Source organism: Roseobacter cerffii, from assembly GCF_054226325.1.
Window position 1 is genome coordinate 1,895,452 of the sequence record NZ_CM135757.1, and the last position, 23,674, is coordinate 1,919,125.

Annotated in this window: 17 protein-coding genes; 6 read left to right on the forward strand and 11 right to left on the reverse strand. The window is 62.3% G+C overall.

Translation table 11 applies throughout. The features are described from left to right. Positions 1-180 precede the first annotated feature (180 nt). A complete protein-coding gene (locus ACVC7O_RS09165; RefSeq protein ID WP_458325782.1) occupies positions 181-1,989 on the forward strand; it encodes an autotransporter assembly complex protein TamA in 1,809 nt (602 codons plus the stop codon). Beyond that, complete coding sequence (locus tag ACVC7O_RS09170) at positions 1,989-5,594, forward strand: translocation/assembly module TamB domain-containing protein (RefSeq protein ID WP_458325783.1); 3,606 nt, start codon at positions 1,989-1,991, stop codon at positions 5,592-5,594. The genes ACVC7O_RS09165 and ACVC7O_RS09170 overlap by 1 nt, the downstream gene beginning before the upstream one ends. A 3-nt stretch (positions 5,595-5,597) precedes the next feature. On the opposite strand, the gene ACVC7O_RS09175 is transcribed toward ACVC7O_RS09170, so the two are convergent. Together ACVC7O_RS09175 and acs are read right to left on the reverse strand one after the other, a co-directional pair. Further along, positions 5,598-6,023, reverse strand: a complete 426-nt coding sequence (locus ACVC7O_RS09175) for a flavin reductase family protein (protein ID WP_458325784.1) — start codon at positions 6,021-6,023, stop codon at positions 5,598-5,600. A gap of 251 nt (positions 6,024-6,274) precedes the next feature. Then, positions 6,275-8,239 (reverse strand): acetate--CoA ligase, encoded by a 1,965-nt coding sequence (acs, locus tag ACVC7O_RS09180; RefSeq protein ID WP_458325785.1) that lies wholly within the window; start codon positions 8,237-8,239, stop codon positions 6,275-6,277. Positions 8,240-8,480: 241 nt separating this feature from the next. On the opposite strand from acs, the gene ACVC7O_RS09185 reads away from it, so the two are divergent. Genes ACVC7O_RS09185 through ACVC7O_RS09195 form a run of 3 tightly spaced genes read left to right on the forward strand, consistent with a single transcriptional unit; the run spans position 8,481 to position 11,587 of the window. After that, positions 8,481-9,497 (forward strand): C4-dicarboxylate TRAP transporter substrate-binding protein, encoded by a 1,017-nt coding sequence (locus ACVC7O_RS09185; protein ID WP_458325786.1) that lies wholly within the window; start codon positions 8,481-8,483, stop codon positions 9,495-9,497. Positions 9,498-9,557: 60 nt separating this feature from the next. After that, the gene (locus ACVC7O_RS09190) at positions 9,558-10,187 is read left to right on the forward strand and encodes a TRAP transporter small permease subunit (protein ID WP_458325787.1); all 630 of its coding nucleotides are present in this window, start codon (positions 9,558-9,560) and stop codon (positions 10,185-10,187) included. Next, positions 10,187-11,587 (forward strand): TRAP transporter large permease, encoded by a 1,401-nt coding sequence (locus ACVC7O_RS09195; RefSeq protein ID WP_458325788.1) that lies wholly within the window; start codon positions 10,187-10,189, stop codon positions 11,585-11,587. The genes ACVC7O_RS09190 and ACVC7O_RS09195 overlap by 1 nt, the downstream gene beginning before the upstream one ends. Here ACVC7O_RS09195 and pobA read toward each other — a convergent pair. The 4 genes from pobA to ACVC7O_RS09215 form a co-directional block, all read right to left on the reverse strand. Continuing rightward, complete coding sequence (gene pobA / locus ACVC7O_RS09200) at positions 11,584-12,753, reverse strand: 4-hydroxybenzoate 3-monooxygenase (RefSeq protein WP_458325789.1); 1,170 nt, start codon at positions 12,751-12,753, stop codon at positions 11,584-11,586. The genes ACVC7O_RS09195 and pobA overlap by 4 nt on opposite strands. An 84-nt stretch (positions 12,754-12,837) precedes the next feature. Continuing rightward, on the reverse strand, positions 12,838-14,886 hold the full coding sequence (locus tag ACVC7O_RS09205) for a putative bifunctional diguanylate cyclase/phosphodiesterase (RefSeq protein WP_458325790.1): 2,049 nt from the start codon (positions 14,884-14,886) through the stop codon (positions 12,838-12,840). 113 nt (positions 14,887-14,999) lie between these two features. After that, on the reverse strand, positions 15,000-15,359 hold the full coding sequence (locus tag ACVC7O_RS09210; protein ID WP_458325791.1) for an antibiotic biosynthesis monooxygenase family protein: 360 nt from the start codon (positions 15,357-15,359) through the stop codon (positions 15,000-15,002). Further along, on the reverse strand, positions 15,356-15,679 hold the full coding sequence (locus tag ACVC7O_RS09215; RefSeq protein ID WP_458325792.1) for an NIPSNAP family protein: 324 nt from the start codon (positions 15,677-15,679) through the stop codon (positions 15,356-15,358). The genes ACVC7O_RS09210 and ACVC7O_RS09215 overlap by 4 nt, the downstream gene beginning before the upstream one ends. 70 nt (positions 15,680-15,749) lie before the next feature. Here ACVC7O_RS09215 and ACVC7O_RS09220 point away from each other — a divergent pair, with 70 nt between their 5' ends. Next, on the forward strand, positions 15,750-16,451 hold the full coding sequence (locus ACVC7O_RS09220) for a helix-turn-helix domain-containing protein (protein ID WP_458325793.1): 702 nt from the start codon (positions 15,750-15,752) through the stop codon (positions 16,449-16,451). Positions 16,452-16,561: 110 nt separating this feature from the next. On the opposite strand, the gene ACVC7O_RS09225 is transcribed toward ACVC7O_RS09220, so the two are convergent. Genes ACVC7O_RS09225 through ACVC7O_RS09245 form a run of 5 tightly spaced genes read right to left on the reverse strand, consistent with a single transcriptional unit; the run spans position 16,562 to position 23,665 of the window. Beyond that, positions 16,562-18,211, reverse strand: coding sequence for a hypothetical protein (locus ACVC7O_RS09225; RefSeq protein WP_458325794.1), 1,650 nt, complete (start codon positions 18,209-18,211; stop codon positions 16,562-16,564). 36 nt (positions 18,212-18,247) lie between these two features. Continuing rightward, positions 18,248-19,807 (reverse strand): formylglycine-generating enzyme family protein, encoded by a 1,560-nt coding sequence (locus ACVC7O_RS09230; protein ID WP_458325795.1) that lies wholly within the window; start codon positions 19,805-19,807, stop codon positions 18,248-18,250. After that, complete coding sequence (locus ACVC7O_RS09235; protein WP_458325796.1) at positions 19,804-21,000, reverse strand: ABC transporter permease; 1,197 nt, start codon at positions 20,998-21,000, stop codon at positions 19,804-19,806. The genes ACVC7O_RS09230 and ACVC7O_RS09235 overlap by 4 nt, the downstream gene beginning before the upstream one ends. Further along, entirely contained in the window at positions 20,997-21,740 is a 744-nt protein-coding gene (locus ACVC7O_RS09240) for an ABC transporter ATP-binding protein (RefSeq protein WP_458325797.1), read from the reverse strand. Before ACVC7O_RS09240 ends, ACVC7O_RS09235 begins: the two co-directional genes overlap by 4 nt. A gap of 20 nt (positions 21,741-21,760) precedes the next feature. Continuing rightward, positions 21,761-23,665 (reverse strand): VWA domain-containing protein, encoded by a 1,905-nt coding sequence (locus ACVC7O_RS09245; protein WP_458325798.1) that lies wholly within the window; start codon positions 23,663-23,665, stop codon positions 21,761-21,763. Between the last annotated feature and the right edge of the window lie 9 nt (positions 23,666-23,674).

The following is a 23,674-nucleotide window of genomic DNA, read 5'->3' on the forward strand; positions in this document are numbered from 1 at the left end:
AACCCAGCGCAGCGACGCCATCGGCGGATTTGACGCGATACGGGAGGTGGACGTTTGTCTGTTTGCAGCCACACCGTGGTTTCCGCTAAGACGTGAAGTCAGCTGCGGTTTGCAAGGTCGATCAGTTGCCGGTTGGTCCTTGCGCGTTACATCGCCAAAGCGGGGGATATGGTGCAGGTTATGATGAAGAGCAACGGTTTGCTGACCCGTGGTGGTGCGGTGGCGCTTGCCATGGCGCTGGTCCTTGCGGTGCCAGTTTCGGCGTTGGAGGTCGGACTACAGGGCGCGATAGGGGAGGAGTTGCAAGCGGACCTTGAGGGCGGCTCGCTCCTGTTTGAACAATCGCAGGCCGAAACGGATGTCTCCGCGCAGGAGATTGTCGCACTGGCGCAGGCCGATTATCAGCGGCTGCTTGCGGTGCTCTACGACTATGGGTTCTACGGGGCGACGATTCGCATCGCACTTGATGGCCGAGAGGCGTCGAACATTACATCTGTCGCGCCGCCGCCCAGTGTCAGGCGGGCTGAGATCACGGTGACACCGGGGCGGGCCTTCCGGTTCGACCGCGCGGAGATTGGCCCGCTCGCTCCGAATACCGATTTGCCCGAGGGCTTCCGGTCAGGCGAGCCTGCGCGGCTGACCCTGTTGCGCGACACGGTCAGCGCCGCGACAGAGGGGTGGCGCGCCGAAGGACACGCAAAGGCCAAGTTGCAGAGCCAGCGTGTCACAGCACAGCACGCTGATCAGACGCTGAATGTGACCCTGCGCATGGACCCGGGTCCGCGACTGCGCTTTGGCCCGTTGAGCGTCATCGGGAACGAGGCCGTCCGAGCCGAGCGTATTCTCGAGATCGCCGGGCTGCCCATGGGCTCCGTCTATTCACCGGAAGACCTGGAACGCGCCGCAGCACGTCTGCGTCGGACCGGTGCGTTCCGCTCCGTCGCGATGATCGAGGCCGAGACGCCGACCGCTGATGGCGCGCTGCCGATCACCGCGCGCGTGAGCGAAGAAAAACCGCGAAGGTTTGGTTTCGGGGCCGAGATCTCGACCGTTGAAGGATTGTCGTTCAGCGCGTTCTGGCTGCACCGCAACCTCTTTGGCGGGGCCGAGCGGCTGCGTCTTGACGCCGAGATCGAAGGGATTGGAGGCGAGACCGGCGGCACTGATTTCCTCGTGGGCGCGCTTTATCAGCGCCCGGCTACCTTCAACGAGGACACCGGTCTCTATATCCTGGGCGAAATCGAGCAACAGGATGAGGTCAACTTCTTCTCCCGCCAAGCCACGGTTGGCATCGGGATCGAACGCATTGCGTCGGAGGAACGCAGCTATCGACTGGGCATTGGTCTGCGGCGGGCCAATACGCGCGATGCTTTTGGGGAAAACAACTACACGCTCTTTCTCGTGCCGCTCGGAGCGACCTTTGACTATCGCGACAAGGCGCTTGATGCGCGCCGCGGATACTACTTCGACACTGAGATCAAACCGTTCTTGGCCATTGACGGCGCTGACGACGGCGTGTTGACCACCGTGGATCTTCGCACCTACCGAACCTTTGGCGATGTCCGCCCCACAACCATTGCTCTGCGCGGGCAGCTTGGGTCATTGGTGGGCCCCGGCCTCCCGGTCGCGCCTGCGGACTTTCTGTTCTACTCGGGCGGCAGCGATACGGTGCGCGGCCACGAATACCAGTCCCTTGGTGTTGATCTCGGTGGCGGGCGCATCGTTGGCGGGCGGTCTTTTCTTGGCCTGTCGGCGGAAGTTCGGATGCGCACGACTGGCAATCTGGGCTATGTCGGTTTCTTCGATGTGGGCTATATCGGAGAAGAGGTGTTCCCTGATGGTTCCGGCGAATGGCAAAGCGGCGCGGGCGTCGGTTTGCGCTACGATACGCCCATCGGGCCCATCCGGTTGGACGTCGGCGTGCCCACATCGGGAGACGACCAAGGTTCGTCGGTTCAGGTCTATATTGGCATAGGACAGGCTTTCTGATGCAGATCATCCGCTTTTTCGCTGCCGCTCTTTTGATTTTGCTGCCCTCGGTCGTTCCGGCGCAGGAGGATGATGGCGGCTTCCTGACCCGTACCATTGAAGACCTGCTCTCGGGCGCGGGCCGTGAGGTGAACATCGAAGGGTTCGAAGGGGCGCTGAGTTCCGAAGCGTCGTTCGACCGGATGACAATCGCAGATGATCAGGGAATCTGGCTGACGCTGGAGGATGTGCGGCTCAACTGGAGCCGCCTGGCCTTGTTGCGCGGGCGGTTAGAGGTGGATCGGCTGAGCGCGGCTGTGCTGGATCTGCCGCGTTTGCCCGAAACGGAGGACACAACCGAGATTCCTTCCGCCGAGGCGACAGAGTTCGCCCTACCAGAGCTGCCGGTCTCGGTGAACATCGAGTTGATCGAGCTTGAACGCATCTTGCTGGGCGAACCCCTTCTCGGGGCCGCAGCCGAGTTGGGCGTGCAGGCCAGTGCGCGGCTCGATGATGATGGCGCGTTTCTCGATCTGACCGCAAACAGGGTGGATGCGACGCAAGGCACCTACATCGTGAACGGCAGTTTCGCGCGCGAGACATCAGAAATCTCGGTGCAGATGGAGCTGGACGAGGGGGCAGGTGGGCTGGCTGGTCGGCTGATGAACCTGCCCGGCGAACCCTCCATCGACTTGACTGTGGGCGGCACCGGGCCGCTCAATGATTTCACGGCGGATATCACACTGGCTACAGATGGGCAGGAGCGGGTGGCCGGGCAGGTCGTGCTCAGCGCCCTGCCGGTCGAAACCGAAGGTGCATCCCCCGACCGCCGCATCCAGGCGGACCTCGGCGGTGACATCACCGCTTTAGTTGCGCCTCAGTCGCGGGACTTCTTCGGCCCCGACGTCCGTATTGATCTGGACGCGCTCCTACTCGCTGAAGGTGGTGTTGATGTGCAGGGCTTCGATCTCGACGCCCAGTCGGCTCAGCTATCCGGTGCCGTGCGGTTGAATGCGGATAACTGGCCGGTGTTCATTGATGTAGCCGGTCAGATTGCGCGGGCCGACGCCGCGCCCGTCATCTTGCCCGGGTCGGAGACAGAAACGGCGGTGCAACAGGTCACGCTTGACGTGCAATACGATGCGGCGGATGGGGACGCCTTCCGCGGCGTCTTCGACGTGGCCGAGCTCGCGCGCGACGATCTGCGCCTGGAGGCGGCGCAACTGACCCTCGACGGCACATTGCAAGGCGCGTTGGGCACGGTGGGCCGCTTTCTCGGAGACCTGGACCTGACCGCAAGTGGACTCGCGTTGGCCGACCCGAACGCAGCGCAGGCGCTGGGGCAGGACGTCAGCGGCAAGGCCAATATCGACTACGTCGAAGACCAACCAATCCGGATCACCGGCCTGGAACTCAAGGGTGGCGACTATGGTTTGGCGGGCGATATCATCATCGACGGTCTGGACGGTGGGTTTCCGACGCAACTTGATCTTCGGGTGAAAGCCGAGGAGTTGGCGCGCTTTGCCGGGCTGGCCGGGCAACCGATTGCAGGCGGGGCTGAACTGGCCGTATCTGGAACAGTTACGCCGCTTAGCAGCATGTTCGATCTGGCGATCCGTGGCACCACGACCGATCTGACTGTCGGTGTGCCGCAGGCGGATGCAGTTCTGGCTGGGCAGACCGATTTGACGCTGCAAGCCCGGCGGGACGCCTCGGGCACTTTTGTCGAGGGGCTGGACCTCAGCAATGACGCGCTGGATGTCACGGGCGATTTCGATCTGCGGACCGACAACAGCGTGGTCTCGGCGCGGGCTGCCTTGGGGGATGTGGGCCTCGTGCTGCCGCAATATGAAGGCCCCGTGACTGTCATCGCGGAGGCCACGCAGGACAGCCTCGGTTGGCAGGTCGATCTGAGCGCAGATGCGCCCTATGACAGCCAGTTGAACGTGCAGGGACGCGCCACAGGTCCGCAAACAGACGTGACGTTCGATCTGTCCCTGCCGGAGGTGCGCCCGCTTGTGCCCAGCGTGCAGGGCCCGCTCGATGCGGCGGGTCGCGTTTGGCTAACCGATCAAGGATACAACGTCGACGTGAACGCCGATGGTCCGTTTCAGTCCGAGGTGAGCGTCGCAGGGCTGGCGACCGGGCCGGACGCGGCAGTGGCCTTCTCTGCTGCGCTGCCCGATATCAGCGTCTTCGTGCCGCAAATACGGGGGCCATTGTCGGTCGCCGGTGAGGCCGCGCGGACCTCGGAAGGCTGGCGTGTGGACACCGCAGCCGAGGGTCCCGCGGGCACCGATGCAACGGTGGCGGGCCTTGTCCGCGAGGATGGAAACGTGGCGCTCGATGTCGAGGGCTCACTGCCGCTGGGGCTCTCCGAGCCGTTTCTCGCGCCGCGCAGCCTGACCGGCCAGGCCCGGTTTGATCTGGCCGTCAACGGGGCGCCAGCGCTCGAGGCGGTCTCGGGGCGCATAACGACAACCGGCGCCCGCTTTGCGGCGCCGAACCTTCGGCTGGTGCTCAGCGATCTGGACAGCACGCTTGATCTTTCGGGTGGCAACCTGCGGATCAACGCCGAAGGTGGCGTCGAGACGGGCGGGCGTATCGCAGCCTCCGGGGCCTTGAACCTCGCCAGCCTTGCCGCAGACCTCGATGTGGCTCTGCGGAGTGTCGGCTTTGTCGACCCGCGGCTCTTCTCGACGGTGCTCGATGGCGCCATTTCGGTGGAGGGGCCCCTGACGGGTGGTGCGCGGATTGCAGGCACAATCGACGTGGGCGAAACTCTGGTCACCGTCCCATCGTCCGGGCTGACCAGCATCGGGGAAATCCCCGACATCACCCATGTGAATGCGCCCGCTGCCGTCACGGCGACCCGCAGACGGGCCGATGTGATCCCTGAACCCGAGGCTGCCGGAGGCGGCGGTGCTGCAAATGCCTATCGTCTCGGGATCCGGGTGAATGCACCCCAACGCATCTTCGTGCGCGGACGGGGGGTCGATGCCGAGCTTGGCGGCGCGCTCGAGATTGGTGGAACAACAGCGCGGGTGATCTCAACAGGCCAGTTTGAGCTCGTACGGGGCCGTCTCGACATTCTTGGGCGCCGCTTTGATCTGGTGGAAGGTTTCATCCAGTTCCAGGGCGATCTGGTGCCCTACATCCGCTTCGTAACCTCGTCGAACACCGAGAGCGGGACCGCTGGCGTCGTCCTCGAAGGGCCTGCGACCACGCCGGATGTCTCCTTCGTGTCAACGCCGGACGCGCCCGAGGATCAGGTGCTGTCACAGCTACTCTTTGGGCGCGACATCAGCGAAATCTCGGCCTTCCAGGCCTTGCAACTCGCCAATGCGGTGGCGACCCTGGCTGGTCGGGAAGGTGTGGGCCTCATCGGTAGCCTGCGTGAAGGGTTCGGGCTCGATGACTTTGATGTAACCACGACCGACGACGGCGAGGCCGCGGTTCGGGCGGGCAAGTACATCTCAGAGAACGTTTACACCGATGTGGTTACCGGTGGCGGCGAAACGGAGCTGTCGATCAACCTCGATGTAACGGACTCGCTGACCGCCCGCGGCACGCTGGAGCAGGATGGCAACACCGGGTTGGGTATCTTCTTCGAGCGCGACTACTGACACTCAACCGGGCAGGCCATCCGTGAAATGCCCAAAGCGTCCCCGGTCAAAGAGCAGGCCTGAGCCACCGACCTGGCCTTCGATGACCTGCTGAACCTCCCCAAGGATCAGGGAGTGATCTCCAGCGGGGTGGATCGCGTACGTGTTGCAGTGAAATTCGGCCAAGCACCCCAAAAGACGCGGTGCACCGAATGGTCCCGCTGTCCAATCGAAGCGCTCGAACCCGTCACCATTGCCCGCAAAGTGACGGGCGAGATCAAGCTGCTTGTCGCTCAGCACGTGGATGCAGAACTGTGCCGCCTGAGCGAAGGCATCGTGGCGGCCCGATGAAAGCGCGGGGGACCAGAGTACCAGCGGCGGTGTCAGCGAGACCGAGGAGAAGGAATTTGCGGTCATGCCCAGCGGGCCAGCATCCGTTTGTGTCGTCACCACAGTGACCCCTGTGCCGAAGCAGCCGAACGCGCGCCTCAGGTCCGCGGTACGGTCCGCGCTGGGTTCGAAACCTCTTGGTTCAGCCGACACAGCGGTCCCCCGATCTCCAAATCATGTCTTGCAGGGCACATCGCTGCGCCGTCCATCTGACGCGACATGTAACGCGGTGCCCCTGTAGGGCAAGCGCCCCCGGATCAAAGAAGGCCGGCGCCAGTGCACCGGCCCGAAGGTGGGATCAATGCGCCAGTTCAGTTTTTGTTCATGCGGTTTTCGATGAGGTCTTCAACGACCGAAGGGTCGGCCAGCGTGGACGTATCTCCAAGTGCCCCGAAATCGTCCTCGGCGATCTTGCGCAGGATCCGCCGCATGATCTTGCCGGAGCGGGTCTTTGGCAGGCCCGGGGCCCATTGGATGAGATCGGGGCTGGCAATCGGCCCGATCTCGGTCCGCACCCAAGTCCGCAGTTCCGTTCGCAGCTCTTCGGTGGGGTCTTCGCCGTTCATCAGAGTGACGTAGCAATAGATACCCTGGCCTTTGATATCATGCGGATACCCCACAACGGCCGCTTCGGCGACTTTCGCATGGGCGACCAGCGCGCTTTCGACCTCCGCCGTGCCCATCCGGTGCCCGGAGACGTTGATCACATCATCGACCCGGCCGGTGATCCAATAATCGCCATCCGCATCACGTTTGCAGCCATCGCCGGTGAAGTAATAGCCTTTGTAGTCGGCAAAGTAAGTCTTCTCAAAGCGCGCGTGATCGCCCCAGACCGAGCGCATTTGCCCCGGCCAGCTGTCGGCGATGCACAGCACGCCCTCGACATCGTTCCCCTCGATGATCTCTCCGGAGGCCGGCTCCAGGACCACGGGTCTGATCCCGAAGAAAGGCTTCATCGCAGAGCCGGGTTTCATCGCGTGAGCGCCGGGCAGGGGGGTCATCAGATGCCCGCCTGTTTCCGTCTGCCACCAAGTGTCGACAATCGGGCAGCGGCCCTTCCCAACGACCTCGTTGTACCAGTTCCACGCCTCCGGGTTGATCGGCTCGCCCACGGTGCCGAGCACTTTCAGATCGCTGAGGTCGCATTTTTCGACGAATTCCTTGCCCTGACCCATCAGCGCGCGGATGGCGGTCGGGGCGGTGTAGAACTGGTTCACCTTGTGCTTTTCGCAGACCTGCCAGAAACGTGAGGCGTCCGGGTAGGTCGGCACACCCTCGAACATAAGCGTCGTGGCGCCATTAGCCAGCGGGCCATAGACGATATAGCTGTGGCCCGTGACCCAACCCACATCCGCCGTGCACCAATAGATATCGCCATCGTGGTAGTCGAAGGTGATCTCATGGGTCATCGCCGCATAAACCAGGTAGCCGCCGGTCGTGTGCACAACACCCTTGGGTTGGCCGGTGGAGCCGGAGGTGTAGAGGATGAAGAGCGGATCTTCGGCGTTCATCTCGACCGGCGCGCAGTCGGCCGAGGCATCCGCTGCAAGTGCGTTGTAGTCATAGTCCCGCCCGTCGATCCAGGTGGTCTGACCGCCTGTGCGTTTGACCACCAGCAGTTTGACATCATCGGCGGTGTGCAGGAGCGCCTGATCGGCGTTTGACTTCAGCGGCGTGTTGCGCCCGCCGCGCGGCGCCTGATCAGCGGTGATCACGACTTTTGCGTTTGATCCGTTCACCCGAGCGGCGAGCGCATCCGGCGAGAACCCGGCAAAGACGATAGAGTGAATGGCCCCGATCCGCGCGCAGGCAAGCATCGCATAGGCGGCTTCCGGGATCATCGGCAGGTAAATGATGACCCGGTCGCCCTTCGTCACGCCAAGATTTTGCAGCACATTCGCCATCTTGCAGACCGACGTGTGCAACTCTTTGTAGGTGATATGCATCGCCGGATCGTCGGGGCTGTCCGGTTCCCAGATGATCGCGGTTTGATCGCCACGCGTCTCCAGATGCCGGTCAATGCAATTGGCCGACACGTTCAGCGTGCCATCGGCAAACCAGTTGATCGAGACGTTGCCCAGCGTGTAGTCGACATCCTTCACCTGGGTGAATGGCTTGATCCAATCGACCCGCGCGGCCTCCTTGCGCCAAAAGCCGTCCGGGTCCGTGATCGAGGCCTGGTACATCTGCTCGTACTTGGCGGCATCCACATGCGCTTGTGCGGTCATCTCGGCCGAGGGTGGATAGGTTCTTGCGGCTGTTGCGGTGTCGGACATGAAGGCTCCTCCCTTGGGTCGTCACTGTGCGGAGGAGCGGCACGCCGCCTGAACACCCCGTCCGGTCTTCATCTCCTCCAGGGCCGATCATAACGCCAATCGGAAAGAAGGGAATAAGCCCAAAGGACAATAGATTGCCGAATGATCCGCATGTGTTTTCTGGGCTTGGCAGGCCGGACCCGCTTGGGTAGCCTTGCGTCAAGCGTGCCCGCTCAATGGCACGTCATAAGGGAGAAATCACATGAACAGATACTTGTCCGGCGCCGCTGTCGCCGCAATTAGCTTTGCATTCGTCTCGGAAGCCGCTGCCACCGAATGGAACGTCTCGGTCTGGGGCAAGCGCCGCGCCTTCACCGAGCACGTCGAGAAACTGGCCGAGCTCGTCTCGGAGAAGACCGGCGGCGAATTCACCATGAACATAAGCTATGGTGGCCTGTCGAAAAACCGCGAAAACCTCGATGGCATCTCCATCGGTGCCTTCGAAATGGCTCAGTTCTGCGCAGGCTATCACCGCGACAAGAACCGGGTGATCACCGTGCTTGAATTGCCGTTCCTCGGGGTGGAGAATCTCGAGCAGGAGGTGGCCGTATCAGCCGCGGTCTATGCACACCCGGCTGCGACGGAAGAGATGGCACAGTGGAATGCCAAGCTGCTGATGACCTCGCCCATGCCGCAATACAATCTCGTGGGCACCGGCGAGCCGCGCGACGAGCTTGCGGAGTTCGAAGGTATGCGCGTGCGGGCCACGGGTGGCCTGGGTGAGGCCTTCAAGGCGGTGGGTGGTGTGCCCACGTCCGTGACCGCGACCGAGGCCTATCAGGCGATGGAAGGTGGCGTTGTCGACACGGTGGCCTTCGCGCAGCACGCGCATCTGAGCTTCGGGACGATCAACCAGGCGGACTGGTGGACGGCCAACCTCAACCCCGGCACGGTGAACTGCCCGGTGGTCGTGAACATCGACGCCTACGAGTCCCTGTCGGATGCACATCGCGAGGCGCTTGACAGCTCCGTCGACGAGGCGATTGACCACTATCTCGCCAACTACGCCGAACTGCTCCAGCGCTGGGATTCGGTGCTCGAGGAAAAGGGCGTGCAGAAGGTCGAGATCGACGCCGCCGTGATCGATGAATTCCGCGCAATTGCCGCGGAACCTGCCAAGGATGCCTGGATCGCCGAGATGGAAGCACAGGGCCTGCCGGGCCAAGAGCTCTATGATCTCGTGGTCACCACTCTGGCCGAGGCCAAGGGCGGCAGCTAAACCATCCGGGTCGCGCCTGCCAAAGGCGCGGCCCCACCCATAACAAACGGGGGCAGAGCGATGGCAGGATCCGCTGCGGTGCTCGAAGATTCCAGCCTGCTCAGCAGGTTGGACCGCACACTTCTACCAGTTGAACGGCTGTGCGCTCTGCTGAGCGGGTTGGCGATCTTCTCGCTGATGTTCCTTGCGGCCTATTCGGTCACCGGGCGCAAGTTCTTCGGATCGCCCCTCGCCGGATATGTCGATTACATCGAAGCTGCTATGCCGATTATCGCCATCATGGGTATCTCCTTTGTGCAGCGTGACGGCACTCATGTGCGCATGGACATGCTGGTCAGCGCCCTGCGCGGACGGCTCTTGTGGTTCTTCGAACTGGTCTCCGTTCTGCTGATCCTGTTGCTGATCGTTGCGCTGACGTGGGGTGCCTGGGATCACTTTGATCGGTCTTTCGACTGCGCGCGCCCCTTGTGCAGCCGCGACAGCTCCATCGATATCGGCCTGCCGATCTGGCCCTCCAAGCTGGTGGTGCCCATCGCTTTCGCCGTTCTGACCCTGCGGCTGCTTCTGCAGGCCTGGGGTTACGGACGCGCGCTGATCCTCGGGCTTGAGAGCCCTGTTGCGGTGCCGCTCAACTTGTCCGTGGCCGAACAGGCGCGGCTCGAGGCCGAAGCGCTGGACGGGGCGGACTGATGGAGCCCATTGAAATCGGTTTGTGGGTCAGCGGTGGCCTTTTGGTGTTTGTCGTCTCGGGCATGCGCGTGGCCTTTGCCGCGGGCCTCGCGGGATTTGTCGGGCTGGTCTGGCTGCGCTGGAACGGGTTCGATTATGACCCTGCGCGCTTCTGGAAGGCCGTGGAGATCAGCGTCAAGATCGCGGGCCTCACACCGCATTCGAAGGTCTCGGCCCAGGTGCTCAGCCTGATCCCTGTCTTTATCCTGATCGGCTATCTCGCGTACTACGCCAGGTTGACCACGGCGCTTTTTGTGGCAGCGAAGCGATGGATCGCCTGGGTGCCCGGCGGCTTGGCTGTCTCGACTGTCTTTGCCACAGCGGGCTTTGCGGCTGTTTCGGGGGCGTCCGTCGCCACGGCGGCGGTGTTCGCGCGCATCGCGATCCCCGAAATGCTGAAGATCGGCTACAACAAGCAATTCGCGGCTGGCGTTGTGGCCGCAGGGGGCACACTCGCCTCGCTCATCCCGCCTTCGGCCATCCTTGTGATCTATGCGATCATTGTCGAGCAGGACGTGGGCAAACTGTTGCTCGCCGGGTTCCTGCCGGGGATGTTTTCCGCGGTCGTCTATGCCACGCTGATCATCGGCATTGCCGTGGTCTTCAAGACCGTGGGCCCACCGGTCGGCGGGTTTTCCTGGCGCGAGCGGTTTGAATCCTTGCCGCCCGCACTGCCAATCCTAGCGGTGGTCGTGATCATCATCTTCTTCGTTTACAATCCCTTCGGGGATGCCTGGGGCACGCCGACGGAAGGCGGCGCTATTGGCGCCTTCATCATCTTTCTGATGGCGCTCTATCGCGGCATGCGGTGGGGGCAGTTGAAGGACGCCTTGCTCGACACAGCCAAGCTCACGGTGATGATCTTCTCGATCATCTGGGGCGTGCTGATCTACGTGCGGTTTCTTGGCTTTGCCGAGCTTCCCGAAGCCTTTGCGGGTTGGATCACCTCGCTCGAGATGTCACCGATGCTGATCCTGATCTGCATCCTTCTGGCCTATGCGGTTCTGGGCATGTTCATGGATGCCATCGGCATGCTGCTCCTCACACTGCCGGTGGTCTACCCGGCGGTGATGGCGCTGAATGGGGGCGAGTTCGTCAGCGCGGCGGACAGCGCCTTTGGCATGTCAGGGCCGATGTGTGCGATCTGGTTCGGTATTCTGGTGGTCAAAATGGCGGAGTTCTGTCTGATTACACCACCTATCGGTCTGAATTGCTTTGTCGTGGCTGGTGTGCGCGATGACCTCGCGGTGCAGGATGTCTTCAAGGGCGTGACACCCTTCTTCGTCGCCGACGCGGTCACCATCGCCTTGCTCGTGGCCTTCCCGGGGATCGTGCTCTTTTTGCCGTCACTCGCGGGCTAATAGGGCAGTCCAACGTAGTTCTCGGCCAGCGCCTTTTGCGCGGCGTCATTGGTGCGCAGGAATTCCAGCTCGGCGTGCTGCATGCGCAGGTCAAAATCGGACTGGTCGGGGAACCGGTGCATGATCGAGGAAAACCACCAGCTGAAGCGTTCGGTCTTCCACACGCGCGCCAATGCTTTTTCCGAGTATCGTGCAAGCCCTTCATCCTCCTTGTCGATGTAGTACTGGGTGAGGCCTTCAAAGAGATAGTGCACATCTGACGCGGCGGTGTTCAGCCCCTTGGCGCCGGTGGGCGGGACGATGTGGGCGGCATCGCCGCAGAGAAACAGGCGACCCCAACGCATTGGTTCGGTCACGAAGGACCGCAGCGGAGCGATTGATTTTTCGATCGAAGGGCCGGTGACCAACTGATCTGCATGGCTGGCGGGGATGCGCCGTTTCAACTCGGTCCAGAAGGCGTCATCGCTCCAATCCTCCGGTTTGTCGGCCATGCTGCACTGAATGTAATAGCGCGACAGCTGTGGGTTGCGCATCGAGCAGAGCGCGAAGCCCCGGTCGGAATTGGCATAGATGAGCTCGTCGGTGATCGGTGGTGTCTCACTGAGCACGCCGAGCCAACCGAAGGGGTAGATCTTCTCATACTCGCGCCGGGCCGTCTCCGGGATCGACCTGCGGCTTATGCCGTGAAAGCCATCACAGCCAGCGACGAAATCGCAGTCGATGCGCCGGTCTTCGCCGTGCACGCGATAGGTGACGTAGGGCGCGTCCCGATCTGCATCTTGGATGGTGACGGCCTCGACTTCAAACTCCGTGTCGCCGCCGCAGGCCTCGCGCGCATCATAGAGATCACGGGTTACTTCGGTTTGGCCATAGACCATCACCTGGCTGCCGGTATGCTTGTTGAAATCTATCCGGAACAACGTTTCGTTGTAAGAGATCAAGGTGCCATGATGGGGGATGCCTTCGCGCTTCATGCGGGCATCGGCGCCCGCCTTGCCCATCAGCGCGACCATGCCGTGCTCAAGCACACCAGCGCGGATGCGGCTCAGCACATAGTCCTTGGTTTGCCGTTCCAGCACGACGCTGTCGATGCCCTGTGTGTGGAGCAATTGGGCCAGCAGCAAGCCGGACGGTCCACCGCCGATGATGACAACTTGTGTGCGCATGGGCCTCCTCAAGTGATCCCCCGCGGCGCAGAATAATCGACGCGGACACGATGGCAATGCAGAAGCCAAACGCGACCGCTGGGATCAGGACGCCTTGTTGCTGCGTTCGTCCTCTTCGAAGATGCGATGCACATCTTCCCGTGACATCGGGCGCCCAAAATAAAACCCCTGCACCGAGTCGCAGCGTTCCGTGCGCAGGAAGGACAGCTCGTCCTCGACCTCAACACCCTCGGCGAGAACCGGAATTTTCAGCGCGGCCCCCAGCAGGAGGGTCGAGCGCACGATGGCCGCGCGCTGTTGATCCAGATGCACATTTTGCACAAAGCTGCGGTCGATCTTGATCTTGTCGAACGGGAAGGTCTGCAGCGTGGCGAGCGACGAATAGCCGGTGCCAAAATCATCCATCGCGATACGAATACCCATCTCCTTCAGGCGATGCATGACGCGTAACGTATGGGCCTGATCGTCGATGATACTGGCCTCTGTCACCTCCAGCTCCAGCCGTTCGGGAGGAAGGCGGCTTTCAAAGAGGATATCGGACACATGCTCGAGAAAGGATGGTTGTACCAGTTGTTGAGGTGCGACGTTCACGGCGATGTTGTAGGGCTTGGGCCAGGTCATCGCCTCGAAACAGGCTGTCCGCAGGACCCACAGACCGATCTCGCGGATCAGCCCCGATTCCTCGGCCGCCGGGATGAAATCGCTGGGGGGAATCCGACCCTTGGTGGGATGGTTCCAGCGCAGCAGCACTTCGAACCCGACGGGCGCCAACGACTGGATGTCATTTTGCAACTGATAGGCCAGCTCGAACTCATCATTTGCGATGGCTTGCCGCAGATCGCTGATCATGACGATCTTCTCGCGGCTCTGCTGGTCCATTTCCGCATTGTAAGGGCAGATGTGGCGTTCCGGCTCCATCTTGGCCCGGTACATGGCGAGGTCTGACTTATGCAGCAGATCGTGCAGCACACGTCCGTCATTTATGGTGGTCGCGGTTCCGATGGATGCGCCTACGACCACCGAGACCTGATCGATCTGTATCGGCTCGACCACCAGGGCATGCAGGCGTTCGGCAAAGGCCGTGACCTGATCTTGCCGCCGAATGCCGCGCTTAAGTGCGACGAACTCGTCGCCGCCCGCGCGCGCCACGAATTCATCCGGTTCGAGCACCTGGGCAAACCGCTGGCCCACGGTTGAGAGAACCTTGTCGCCCGCCGAGTGCCCGTAAACATCGTTCACCTCCTTGAAGAGGTTGAGGTCGATGGTCAGAACGGCGACCCGTTCGGTCTCGTCGTGGCCGAGGCGCGACGAGAGTTCGGTGACCTTCTCGTTGAGATACATGCGGTTTGGCAGGCCGGTCAGGGGGTCCTGAAGAGCAGCGCGCTGAAGCTGGTCGCGCGCTTCCTCCTCGATATTGCTCTCTATGCTGACCGAGGCAAAACCCACCAGCAAGACCAGCGCCATGACACCGATGATGAGCATGCTCAGGGTCTCGTCGGACACCACTTGTGGCGGAACCCGGTAGGTCGGGTTCAGATCAATCTCGATGGCGCTCATGCCGGTGAAGTGCATCGCGCAGATGGCCAGCACCATGAGCAGCGTACCTCCAAGCCAGCAATACGATGTGACCGGGAACGCCATTCGGTGATAGGCGGCCGCACCCAAGGTCGCGCCAAGCAGCACAGAGACTGCGACAGTCGTCTGGTCCCACATGATTGTGCCCGGGAGCAGGTAGGCGGACATGCCGATGTAGTGCATCGCCGAGACCGTGAGACCGAAAATGGAACCGGCAACCAGCGTGTAGATGCCCTTGGGCGCAAAGCTGAGAATCGCGTTGGCCGCCAGCAAACCGACGACGGCCACAACGAGCGATACCCCTGTCGCGATCGGTTCATACCCATGTTTGATGCCCGGGTCGTAGGCGAGCATTGCAATGAAGTGGGTCGACCAGATCGTGGCGCCAGCGATCAGGCTGGTCAGCGCCAGTTGGATGAGCCGACGGGCACCGGAAGATGCCAGCAACCGTCGGCTGAGCAGCACGGACAGGCAGCTCCCGATCAGGCAGATCGTCGCGGCAAGCGCGACCAGCCAGTGGTTATGGTCTTGCGTGATGCACTCGATAAGGCGGTTCATATGGGTTCGGCAACTCAACAACGTAGACGGCGCAGGGGTCACATGAAACCGGTAAATATATTGATAGGTTAGCGCAGAATAAGGCGCTGCATTTATTTCAGATTTTGCCTATCTCACGTCGTGCTGTGCACACCGTGGCGCGCGTTGCTGTCGGCGGGCGCCTCGGTGCGGTCAAACATACCGTAGTCACGGATGACGCTGGCGATCCGCAGACGGTAGTCTGAAAACACGCCAGCCCGGCCTGCACTTTGAGCCGAGCGGTGCGCGCTCAGGGTCCGCCAGCGCTGGATCGCGTCTTCGTCTTCGAAGAAGGACAGCGACAGAATCTTTTTCGGGTCGGTCAAGCTCTGAAACCGCTCGACCGAGATGAACCCCTCGACCTCTTCGACCATTGGCCGCATCTCCGCTGCGATATCCAAATACTCATCCTTGCGGCCATCGGCGGGTTCGACTTCGAAAATAACTGCAATCACAGGGCGTCTCCATGCGGCGCGGAGGCCAGTTTCAAAAAGGTCCGATCCTCGCGCAGCAGGAACTTCTCCGATTGCGCGAAGGCATAGTTTTCCTGGCCCAGCGGGTCCTCGGCGAGCCGGGTGCGATAGTCTTCATAGGCGGCCAAGCTGGGGATGTTGTAGATCCCGTAGGCGAGCGTTGATGATCCTTCATGTGGTGCGAAATAGCCAATCAAATCCGCGCCACATCGCGGGATCGCCTGGCCCCAATTGCGGGCGTAGTGTTCGAATTGCGCTTTCTTGGTTGGGTCAATCTGGTAGCGAATGATACAGGTCAGCATAGGGCACTCCTTTGTGTTTTGCCCTTTCTAGCTGATTGATCGCCGCGAATGGTTCGATTATGGTCGAGGTATGAAAGAAGGTCCGGATATTGCACGCGTGGCCGCGCTGATCGGCGATCCCGCGCGCGCCAACATGTTGACGGCGCTGATGAGTGGCAAGGCCCTGACCGCGACAGAGTTGGCCACGGAAGCAGGTGTGACGGGGCAAACCGCGAGCTCTCATCTGGCGAAGCTTGATGCGGGCGGTCTGCTGCGCGTTCGAAAACAGGGGCGCCACAAATATGTCTCGCTGGCAAACGCCGAGGTGGCGACCGTGCTCGAAGCGCTCATGGGCTTGGCGGCGAAGGGAGGCCACTTGCGCACGCGCACGGGGCCAAAAGATGCATCGCTGCGCAAAGCCCGCGTGTGTTACAACCATCTGGCGGGCGATATGGGAACACAGCTTTTCGACAGCCTGACGCGGCGGGAGGTCCTGAGCATATCGGCGGACAAAATTGCGCTGACGGATTACGGGCGTGGGGTCATGCAGGCGTTCGGGATCGATCTGGAGGCGCTGGAGCGGGGCAGGGCACCGATGTGCAAGGAGTGCCTGGACTGGAGCGCGCGTCGGTCGCATCTTGCAGGCAGCCTCGGACGTGCGCTTTTGTCCCGTCTGGAAGAGCTGCGCTGGGTGCGTCGCGCGCCAGACAGCCGTGCCATTGTCTTTTCCCGCACCGGTGAGCAGGCCTTTCGTGCGCAGTTCGGTCTGGGGGACGGCGCCGCGCTCGGTTAGCCGGCTTGGTCGCTTCGCGCCGGGTGAGCTGAAGCAACTGTCGTTTTCGCGACCGCTGAGCCAGGCCTTCACCACGAACGGCCTTCTGCTTTTGCTGATGCGTCAGCAGGTCAGCGGCAGATGCCGCGCCCTTCAAACCCGGCGGCCTCGCGCATGGCGTAGTTGAGCGCCGCGCGATCCAATCGGTCCGCCTGGACGTAAAAGCCGCCCGTAGCGTCAGCAACGCATTGCAGATCAACGCTGCGCCCCATATCTATGATGCTGATCTTCACCCCAGGGCGCGATTGATGAAGCCGCCGCGCTTCGGCGCAGGGGTCACCGCCGCAGGAATCCAGACCATCGGATATCAGCAACATATTCGCGGGATCATCGATCGTCGCCCCCGCTTGCAGCTTGCCTCCAGCCAGCCGGATCGCGTCTGCCAGGGGGGTCCGCCCATCGGGCCGTTGTCGCGCCAATTGCTGCAAGAGCCCGCCACGCTCATTTGGCTGGAAGGTGCCGAGGTCCTGAACCGCATTGCAGTTTGGAAAGACGACCATTCCAATCGGCATGTTGCCCGGTGCGCTGGTGATAACGGTTTCCAGCAGGTTCTGAGCCACGCTCATGCGGTTCGGACCGGGAACCTCGCGCACCTCCCATTCGAGCGATTGCAGCATGTTGTTCAGACGTCGCGCGTCCGGCGAATTCTGTGCCCCGCGCCGGACCAGCGCATTATACTGCTCGTGGGTGCCATAGTACCGCTGGGACAGGGGTTCGGGCAGGGACGCGGCGATTTCCATACTGCCCGACCCATCGAGCAGGACGACCAGTTCTTCGGTCGGAATGGCCTGGAGCCCCGGGGCGCATTGCGCGACCTGTGGTGCAGGCGGCGCGGGGATGGGCGTCACCGGCTCCGGTGGCACGATTTCGGCCTTTTCAAAGGCCGGCTGACAGACGCGATCGGCGATGGCGATCTGCCGCTCGAGAAGGGCCACGCGATCGCGCAGTACCTGGGTATAGGCGAGGGCAGGCTCAGTCTGCGCCAATGTCTGCGGGGCGGGGCAGAATGCCGGGGTGAAGCCCAGATTGAGCGCACAGGCGCGCAGCATGAGCGCGATGATGGCCGCAGAGATCAGCAACAATAGCAGCCATCCCAACCCGATCAGCCATGGCCAGAATGCAACGCTCCCCGCAGCGCCCGCTGCAACCGGCGCAGCTGTTCTCGCCAAAGCCTCTTCCGGCCGGGCGAGCGATGCATCGTCGGCGGGCGAAGATGTCGGAACGACGCTTGGGCTGGGGCCGTGGGACGGCCCCTTCAGGACACCCCGCACTGGCATCTGAACGTCTGCGACCCGGGCCCAGTTGACGATGAGCGGCGCCCAGCCGTCCCCGGACCGGCGCGCAAAAACAGCTGTCTCATCCGGAACTTCCACAGCGTTGACCAGGGCCTCACCAAGCCGCTGCTCGTCCGCCTCGGCGCTGTCGACAAGCGCGCGTCCGGTCTCACGAATGTCCTCGACCAGCGCGCCGAGGCGTGCGCGCACGGCCTCAGCCTCCTCCTCGTCGAGATCTGCAAGAGCCCGGATATCACCCAGATCCGAGGCATACCAGTCGATCTGGTCGCCGAACGTCGAGCTGATGGGCTCGCCAAAAATTGCGGCGTGGTCCGCGCCAAAGCGGGCTTCGACCTCGGACCGGATCAGCTCGAAAGACCGCTGGGCTTGCGAGCCGAGCGGCTTGAGCCCTTCGGCGGTCGTGGTTGTGATCAGTTCACCGCTCATCCGTTATCCCTCTTTTCTCGCCACAGCACCGCATCTTCAATTCGCCAACACCAGCGAAAGGAGCCGGTCCACGTCCATATCCGGCTCGGCCCGATAGACCTCCAGCAGCCCCCAGGCTGTCGCGACCTGGGCGATCACCGCGGTTTGGGCCGAGGCATCCAGATCGGACGTCAGACCCTCGTAGGCCGACATCAGTGCCGTCTCGCCAACGTCGTTAGACAGCGTTTCCAGGGCCGCGCGCAGGATCAGGATGTAGGAGTCCAGTACCGTCTCTTCGGCGCCGAATTTTTCGGCGGTCTGTCGCATGCTGTCCTTGACCGCATCTCGTTCCGCGCCGCGTCGCCGCTGGTACTCCCGCGCCAGATCGTTCATCAGCCCCCGGAGACGCACCAGCTCCAGCTCGCCGGTTTTCATCGCTTCAATAAAGGCACCGGCGCTCAGAAGGGTCGATTTGGCCATTTCCTGTTGCGCCAGTTCGGCCTCTTCGCGGGCCCGTCTGAATTGCAGCTGAACCCCGCTCAGCGCGGCCTGTCGGCGCGGATCAATCTCTGACTTCAGAATGTCATCCAGCTCGGCCAGGGCGTCGCCTGACGTGCCATCTGTGACCTCCGTCAAGCGGTCCCAATTCGACCGGATCGCCTCGAAGCGGTCATCGGAGACGACATTTGTCGACAAGACGAGCCGAACGCCAAAGTAGTCGCCCGCAAGCGCCTGTCCGTTGACCGCACTGTAAAACGGGTACTCGGTGCGCTGCGCGGAATAGATCTGAACCGCCTGCGCATCAATCGCGCCCCCGCGCGTCACCAATCCGCCCGCCTGACCGTGGGCGCGCCCCACGACGTTCATCCGGAAGGGCTCGAGCATGAGCTCTTCAGCGTTTCCATAGACATCGAAGAGACCCAGCGGGTTCGGTTTGCGAATGCCGATGGGGCCCGGGGTCTTGCGGCGGCCATCGCCGTAAAGGGCGTAGTCTTCCAGAACACCCTCTTCGAAGAAAAGCCGACCGGGATAGCTGGCAGGGTTGATCTTGGCACCGCCGCGCGTCGCATATTCCCATTCGACTTCCGTGGGCAGACGCACGAAGGCCTGTCGGTCGCCGTCTGCGGGCAGGCTGTCCGGTGCATTCAGCACGAGCCACTCGCTCATCTTGCGAGCCAACTCAACCGCCTCGAACCAGGAGAGGCCCCCTTGGGCGAGGCGGTCCGCGGGCGTGGGGTCGGTGCAGTCTCCGCGCAGCGCGCGTGCCTGGCCTGTAGTCATCTCATAGCGCCCGATGAAATAGAGCGACCCGTCACTCTCCGGATCGGAGAAGGCTCCGCGCAGAAAGGCGGAAAAGAGGTAATCCGAATAGCCCGTGTCTGCGTTTGACTGGCCCAAGCGGACCCGTTGGTCTTCCAGCGGGTTTTCAAATTCGACGGGAACCAGAACCTTCTGGAAGGCCATGGCAGCCCCGCAGGGCAACGGCAGAACCAGGTCTGCGGGACCATCCGGTGAGATGGCTGCGGGATCCCAGAATTCTTGCGGCCAGGACACCTCCTGTGCCGCCAGAAATCCGGCCGACATCATCCAGACCAGGGCTGACGTGAGGAACTTCATTCGCCATCCCTCAAAACCGTTGCCGGGTCCACGCGCAGAGCGGCACGCGCGGCGAAGAGGGAGGCCACAAGCACAAAGCCGAGCACGGCGAGGACGATGGTCATCGCCTGTTGGACGGTCAGCAGCACGAGGCTCTCATCGCTCTGCAGCCCGCCACCGAACATGCTGCTGGCCACGGAACCGGCGAGCCAGAACATTGCAAAGGAGATGACCAGAGCCAGGCCCGCGGAGACCCCGGCCTGGACGATGGGAAAAAGGATCAGCCGTTCACCGGCGATGCCGATCAGGGCTAGGGTCGCCATCACGCGCATCTTGCGCATGACCTCGCCCCAGAAGCCGAACACAAGAGCCGCCGCCAAGCCAATACTGGCCACCGCGGCGGTCAATGCCAGTGCGAGGTTGAGGTTCGTGCCCAAGGCCAGCGTGGCTGCCACCGTGCGCGTGTTGGCTTCTGTCGAAATCCCGAACCGGCTCTCCAGTTTGGATTGCAAAGGAGCGAGATCTTCCAGCCGTCGTGCAAACGCCCTGATCCCTTCGAAATCGGCAACTCTCTGATCCAGCGGTTTGCCGTCGGCGATGCCGTGCTCCGGCAGGGCAAACCCATCGTAGAACGCCTCGATCTGATCGAGGGTGTCGATACCGGCCAGCACCGAGCGCCCGCTCAGCCGCTCGGATGGCACGAGCGCTGCAACCCTGTATTCGAACACGAGCTGCCGGGCGCGCTCGGACTGCGTCACGATATGGATGGACTCGCCGGAGGCTACATTGAGCTGAGTGGCCAGCTGGGCGCTCAAGGCCACCTCATCGGCTGCCAGGGCCAGTTGATCGGGAAGATAGGGATCGCCGGTGCCGCTCGGCACCACCACCGCATCGCGCATCGGACCGCCCGAGACGGCGCGCACATTCACGAAGTCAAACATGCTTCGGGTCTTCAGGGTTACAAATGCGGCTTCCGGCCACCCGGCTACTTCTTCTGCGTCTGCTGGTGAGAAGCTGGCATTTCCGCTGGTGTCGATCTGTAGATTGGCCGGGTTGCTCAGCAGCCTGCCGATCAGCGCGTCATAGACGCCGTTCTTGACCCCGAACAGCACCATCAATGGCACCAGAACACCCGTGATCACCGCCACGTTGCAGACCAGCTGGATGCGGTCTCGCATCAGGTCGCGCAGCGCTAGGAGAAAAACCAGCTTCATGCCACTGCGTCCCATGGGTCCTGAAGACGGCTCACAACAGGTCCAGCGCCATCAGATGCGGTAACACCCAGGGCCAGCCTTTTCAGCGGAAAACGGTCCAGAAGGGCGATGTCATGGGATGAAATGATCAGGCTTGTGACCTGGCCTTGTGCTGCACCCACGAGCAGCTGCATGGCCTCGAGCGCTGTTTCAGGGTCAAGTGCGGCGGTGGGTTCATCCGCGATCAGGAACGGGGGGCGGTGGGCCAGGGCGCGGGCGATGGCCACACGCTGGCGCTGACCTATGGACAGAGCCGACGGATAGAGCTCTTCAAGCCCGTCAAGGCCAAGCCGCGCGATCAGATCGGCTTGCCAGGTCGGATCGTCACGCCCACTGATGCTCTGACTGATAGCAATGTTTTCGGCAACAGTGAGAAAGGGCAGGAGCCCGCCTGTCTGCGGCACAAATCCAAAGAGCCGCCCGCGCAATGCGGTCAGCGTCTGGCGCGTGGATGAAGCCTGCCAGAGCGCAGCGATATCGTTTCGCGCGCCATCGCCAACAATGTCATAGGCGCCGCCACCGTCCGGGGCGCGCAAGAGACCAAGCAACTCGAGCAGCAGGGTTTTCCCGGTCCCGCTTGGACCGGTCAGCCCAACAGCATCGCCGCTTTGCAAACAGAGGCTCTCGACCTCCAACCGAAACGACCGATCTGCAGACTGTAGCGTGACGCTGAGCTGGGATATGTTCAGGCTGGCGCGCATCGCAAAGGTCGGTCCTGCTGCTAGGGGAGCACTTTGAAAGGCATGGCAAACACGTGCTCGCCATCCGGTGAGCCCTCGTAGAGCGAGGTCCAGACAGAAGGATCGACAAGCCACTTCTGATACTGGGCGACCTTCTGGCGGAAGGTGTCAGTGATCTGCCGGCGCAGCGGCGCGCTTTGTGTGAAGCGTTCCGGTGTCATCGACATTAGCTGGCTCTGATAGGGCAGGTCTTCCAGAAATTCGAGCGCGCCGCCCAAGTCATTGGCGCCCGCATCGATGACAATTTTGGGGTCGGCGGCCATCTGGGTGACGATCTCCCGAGCGCTGTCGAAAAAGCCCAAGGCCTCGTCGCGACTGGTGATCTTGTCCGCCTCATCCGCCAACCGCTTCACGAATTGCGCCATCGTGGCCATCTCGTTCTTGGTCATCAGCAGCCGCGGTTCAATCACCGTCTTGCGCGGGTCTTCGACGGCCTTGTCGGTGACCCACCCGCGGATCACATCGGGTGCCTGCGTGCCCTGTTTGGCGCCGAGGTAGGCGAGCTGCATCGCACGGCCCAGTTCGACGAGGTCTTCACCTGCCTCTTCGGGCGCCAAGGTCGTCGCCTCGCCAAGCGCCACGCGCACATGGTCTGTCAGTGCGGTCACCAGACGTGTCGTTACGTCTTCGAACACATCCTCGGAGCCACCGGCGATTGGAAAGTAGAAAACGGAATCGCCAAACTTGGACAGATCGCGATACTTCTCTGCCGCATAGGCGTGGTTGGCCGGGCCTCCCACCTCGGTCTCGAGGTGAAGGGTCATGACCACGATCTGGCGGCCTTCCGCATCCACCTGCAACTCGGCCGGGCCGATTTGCGAGCGGGCATTGGGATCACGGGGGTCCTTCGGCCCCGCATCCGTCACCAGGATCACATAGCGGGCGTTGATCGGGTCGCCGCCCTGATCCCAATCCGAGAGGTTGATCGCATCTTCGACACCGGCGATGCTGTCTTCGTTAAAGCCGGGAGAGCTGACCTGCGAGACCGCGGCAGAGCCGATGGCATCCAGCACGGGCGCCTGATCGCTACGCCGGGCCAGCGGGATCAGCTCCTTGGTCCGATACTCCAACCCCTCAACCGCCGTGTTGTCATCGCGAAACGCCCAGGCGCCGAAGTTGACCAATTCGCCAACCTCCGTGCCCTGTATCTGTGCGACGACGCCGGACAGGGCCTTTTGCGTGCGCGCGATATAGGGCTCCATGGACTGCGTGGTGTCGAGCACAAAGACAATGCCCACGTCAAATTCATCAGTGCTCGTTGTTGTCTGAACCGGCTGCGCCTTCTCTTCGCGCAGAGGCACCGAAGCCACTTCCATGAGCAGCACGGTGTCGTAGTTGATCGGGCTGAAATCCTGCTCGAAATCGAGGATGGGCATGATGTAGAGATCATTGCGGATATTCACGAACTCTTCGGGCTCCGCCGCGACAACACCCTTACTGCCGTCGCTGATACCCGCTGCGATTTCGGCGAGCAATTGGTCCTGAACCTGCGCCAGGGCTTCATGACCCATCAGCCAGCGCAACCGATCTTCGTTCTCGAACAGCATCTGGCGCTTGCGGCCCGCGCTGTTGCTGAAGGCGCCGACGATGTTCTGTTTCCAGGTCACCACTTCCGGTGCGCTGAGCCAGCCTTCGGGCGCGCGGCTGGCCGACGGTCCGACCTGGATCCAGTCGTCTTGCCGCGCGAACACGTAGAGCGGCTGGAACGCCGGATACTGCCGATCAACCCGGCCATCGGGCTCCGCCCGCAACGCGGCGCCCGGCTTGGTCAGGACGCGCTGGAAGGTGGTTTGCTTGCCCTCGACCAACAGTGGCTTTTGTGGCTGAGCCGCCAGTTGGCTGCCTCCAAACACAAGGCAGAACATCAGGATAAGTACACGCGTCAAGACAATCAA

Excerpts from the sequence above, each read along its gene's own strand:
- ACVC7O_RS09165 (WP_458325782.1), top strand. The coding sequence starts at position 181 with ATGATGAAGAGCAACGGTTTGCTGACCCGTGGTGGTGCGGTGGCGCTT.
- ACVC7O_RS09170 (WP_458325783.1), top strand. The coding sequence starts at position 1,989 with ATGCAGATCATCCGCTTTTTCGCTGCCGCTCTTTTGATTTTGCTGCCC.
- acs (WP_458325785.1), bottom strand. The coding sequence starts at position 8,239 with ATGTCCGACACCGCAACAGCCGCAAGAACCTATCCACCCTCGGCCGAG.
- ACVC7O_RS09185 (WP_458325786.1), top strand. The coding sequence starts at position 8,481 with ATGAACAGATACTTGTCCGGCGCCGCTGTCGCCGCAATTAGCTTTGCA.
- ACVC7O_RS09190 (WP_458325787.1), top strand. The coding sequence starts at position 9,558 with ATGGCAGGATCCGCTGCGGTGCTCGAAGATTCCAGCCTGCTCAGCAGG.
- ACVC7O_RS09195 (WP_458325788.1), top strand. The coding sequence starts at position 10,187 with ATGGAGCCCATTGAAATCGGTTTGTGGGTCAGCGGTGGCCTTTTGGTG.
- pobA (WP_458325789.1), bottom strand. The coding sequence starts at position 12,753 with ATGCGCACACAAGTTGTCATCATCGGCGGTGGACCGTCCGGCTTGCTG.
- ACVC7O_RS09205 (WP_458325790.1), bottom strand. The coding sequence starts at position 14,886 with ATGAACCGCCTTATCGAGTGCATCACGCAAGACCATAACCACTGGCTG.
- ACVC7O_RS09215 (WP_458325792.1), bottom strand. The coding sequence starts at position 15,679 with ATGCTGACCTGTATCATTCGCTACCAGATTGACCCAACCAAGAAAGCG.
- ACVC7O_RS09220 (WP_458325793.1), top strand. The coding sequence starts at position 15,750 with ATGAAAGAAGGTCCGGATATTGCACGCGTGGCCGCGCTGATCGGCGAT.
- ACVC7O_RS09225 (WP_458325794.1), bottom strand. The coding sequence starts at position 18,211 with ATGAGCGGTGAACTGATCACAACCACGACCGCCGAAGGGCTCAAGCCG.
- ACVC7O_RS09230 (WP_458325795.1), bottom strand. The coding sequence starts at position 19,807 with ATGAAGTTCCTCACGTCAGCCCTGGTCTGGATGATGTCGGCCGGATTT.
- ACVC7O_RS09235 (WP_458325796.1), bottom strand. The coding sequence starts at position 21,000 with ATGAAGCTGGTTTTTCTCCTAGCGCTGCGCGACCTGATGCGAGACCGC.
- ACVC7O_RS09240 (WP_458325797.1), bottom strand. The coding sequence starts at position 21,740 with ATGCGCGCCAGCCTGAACATATCCCAGCTCAGCGTCACGCTACAGTCT.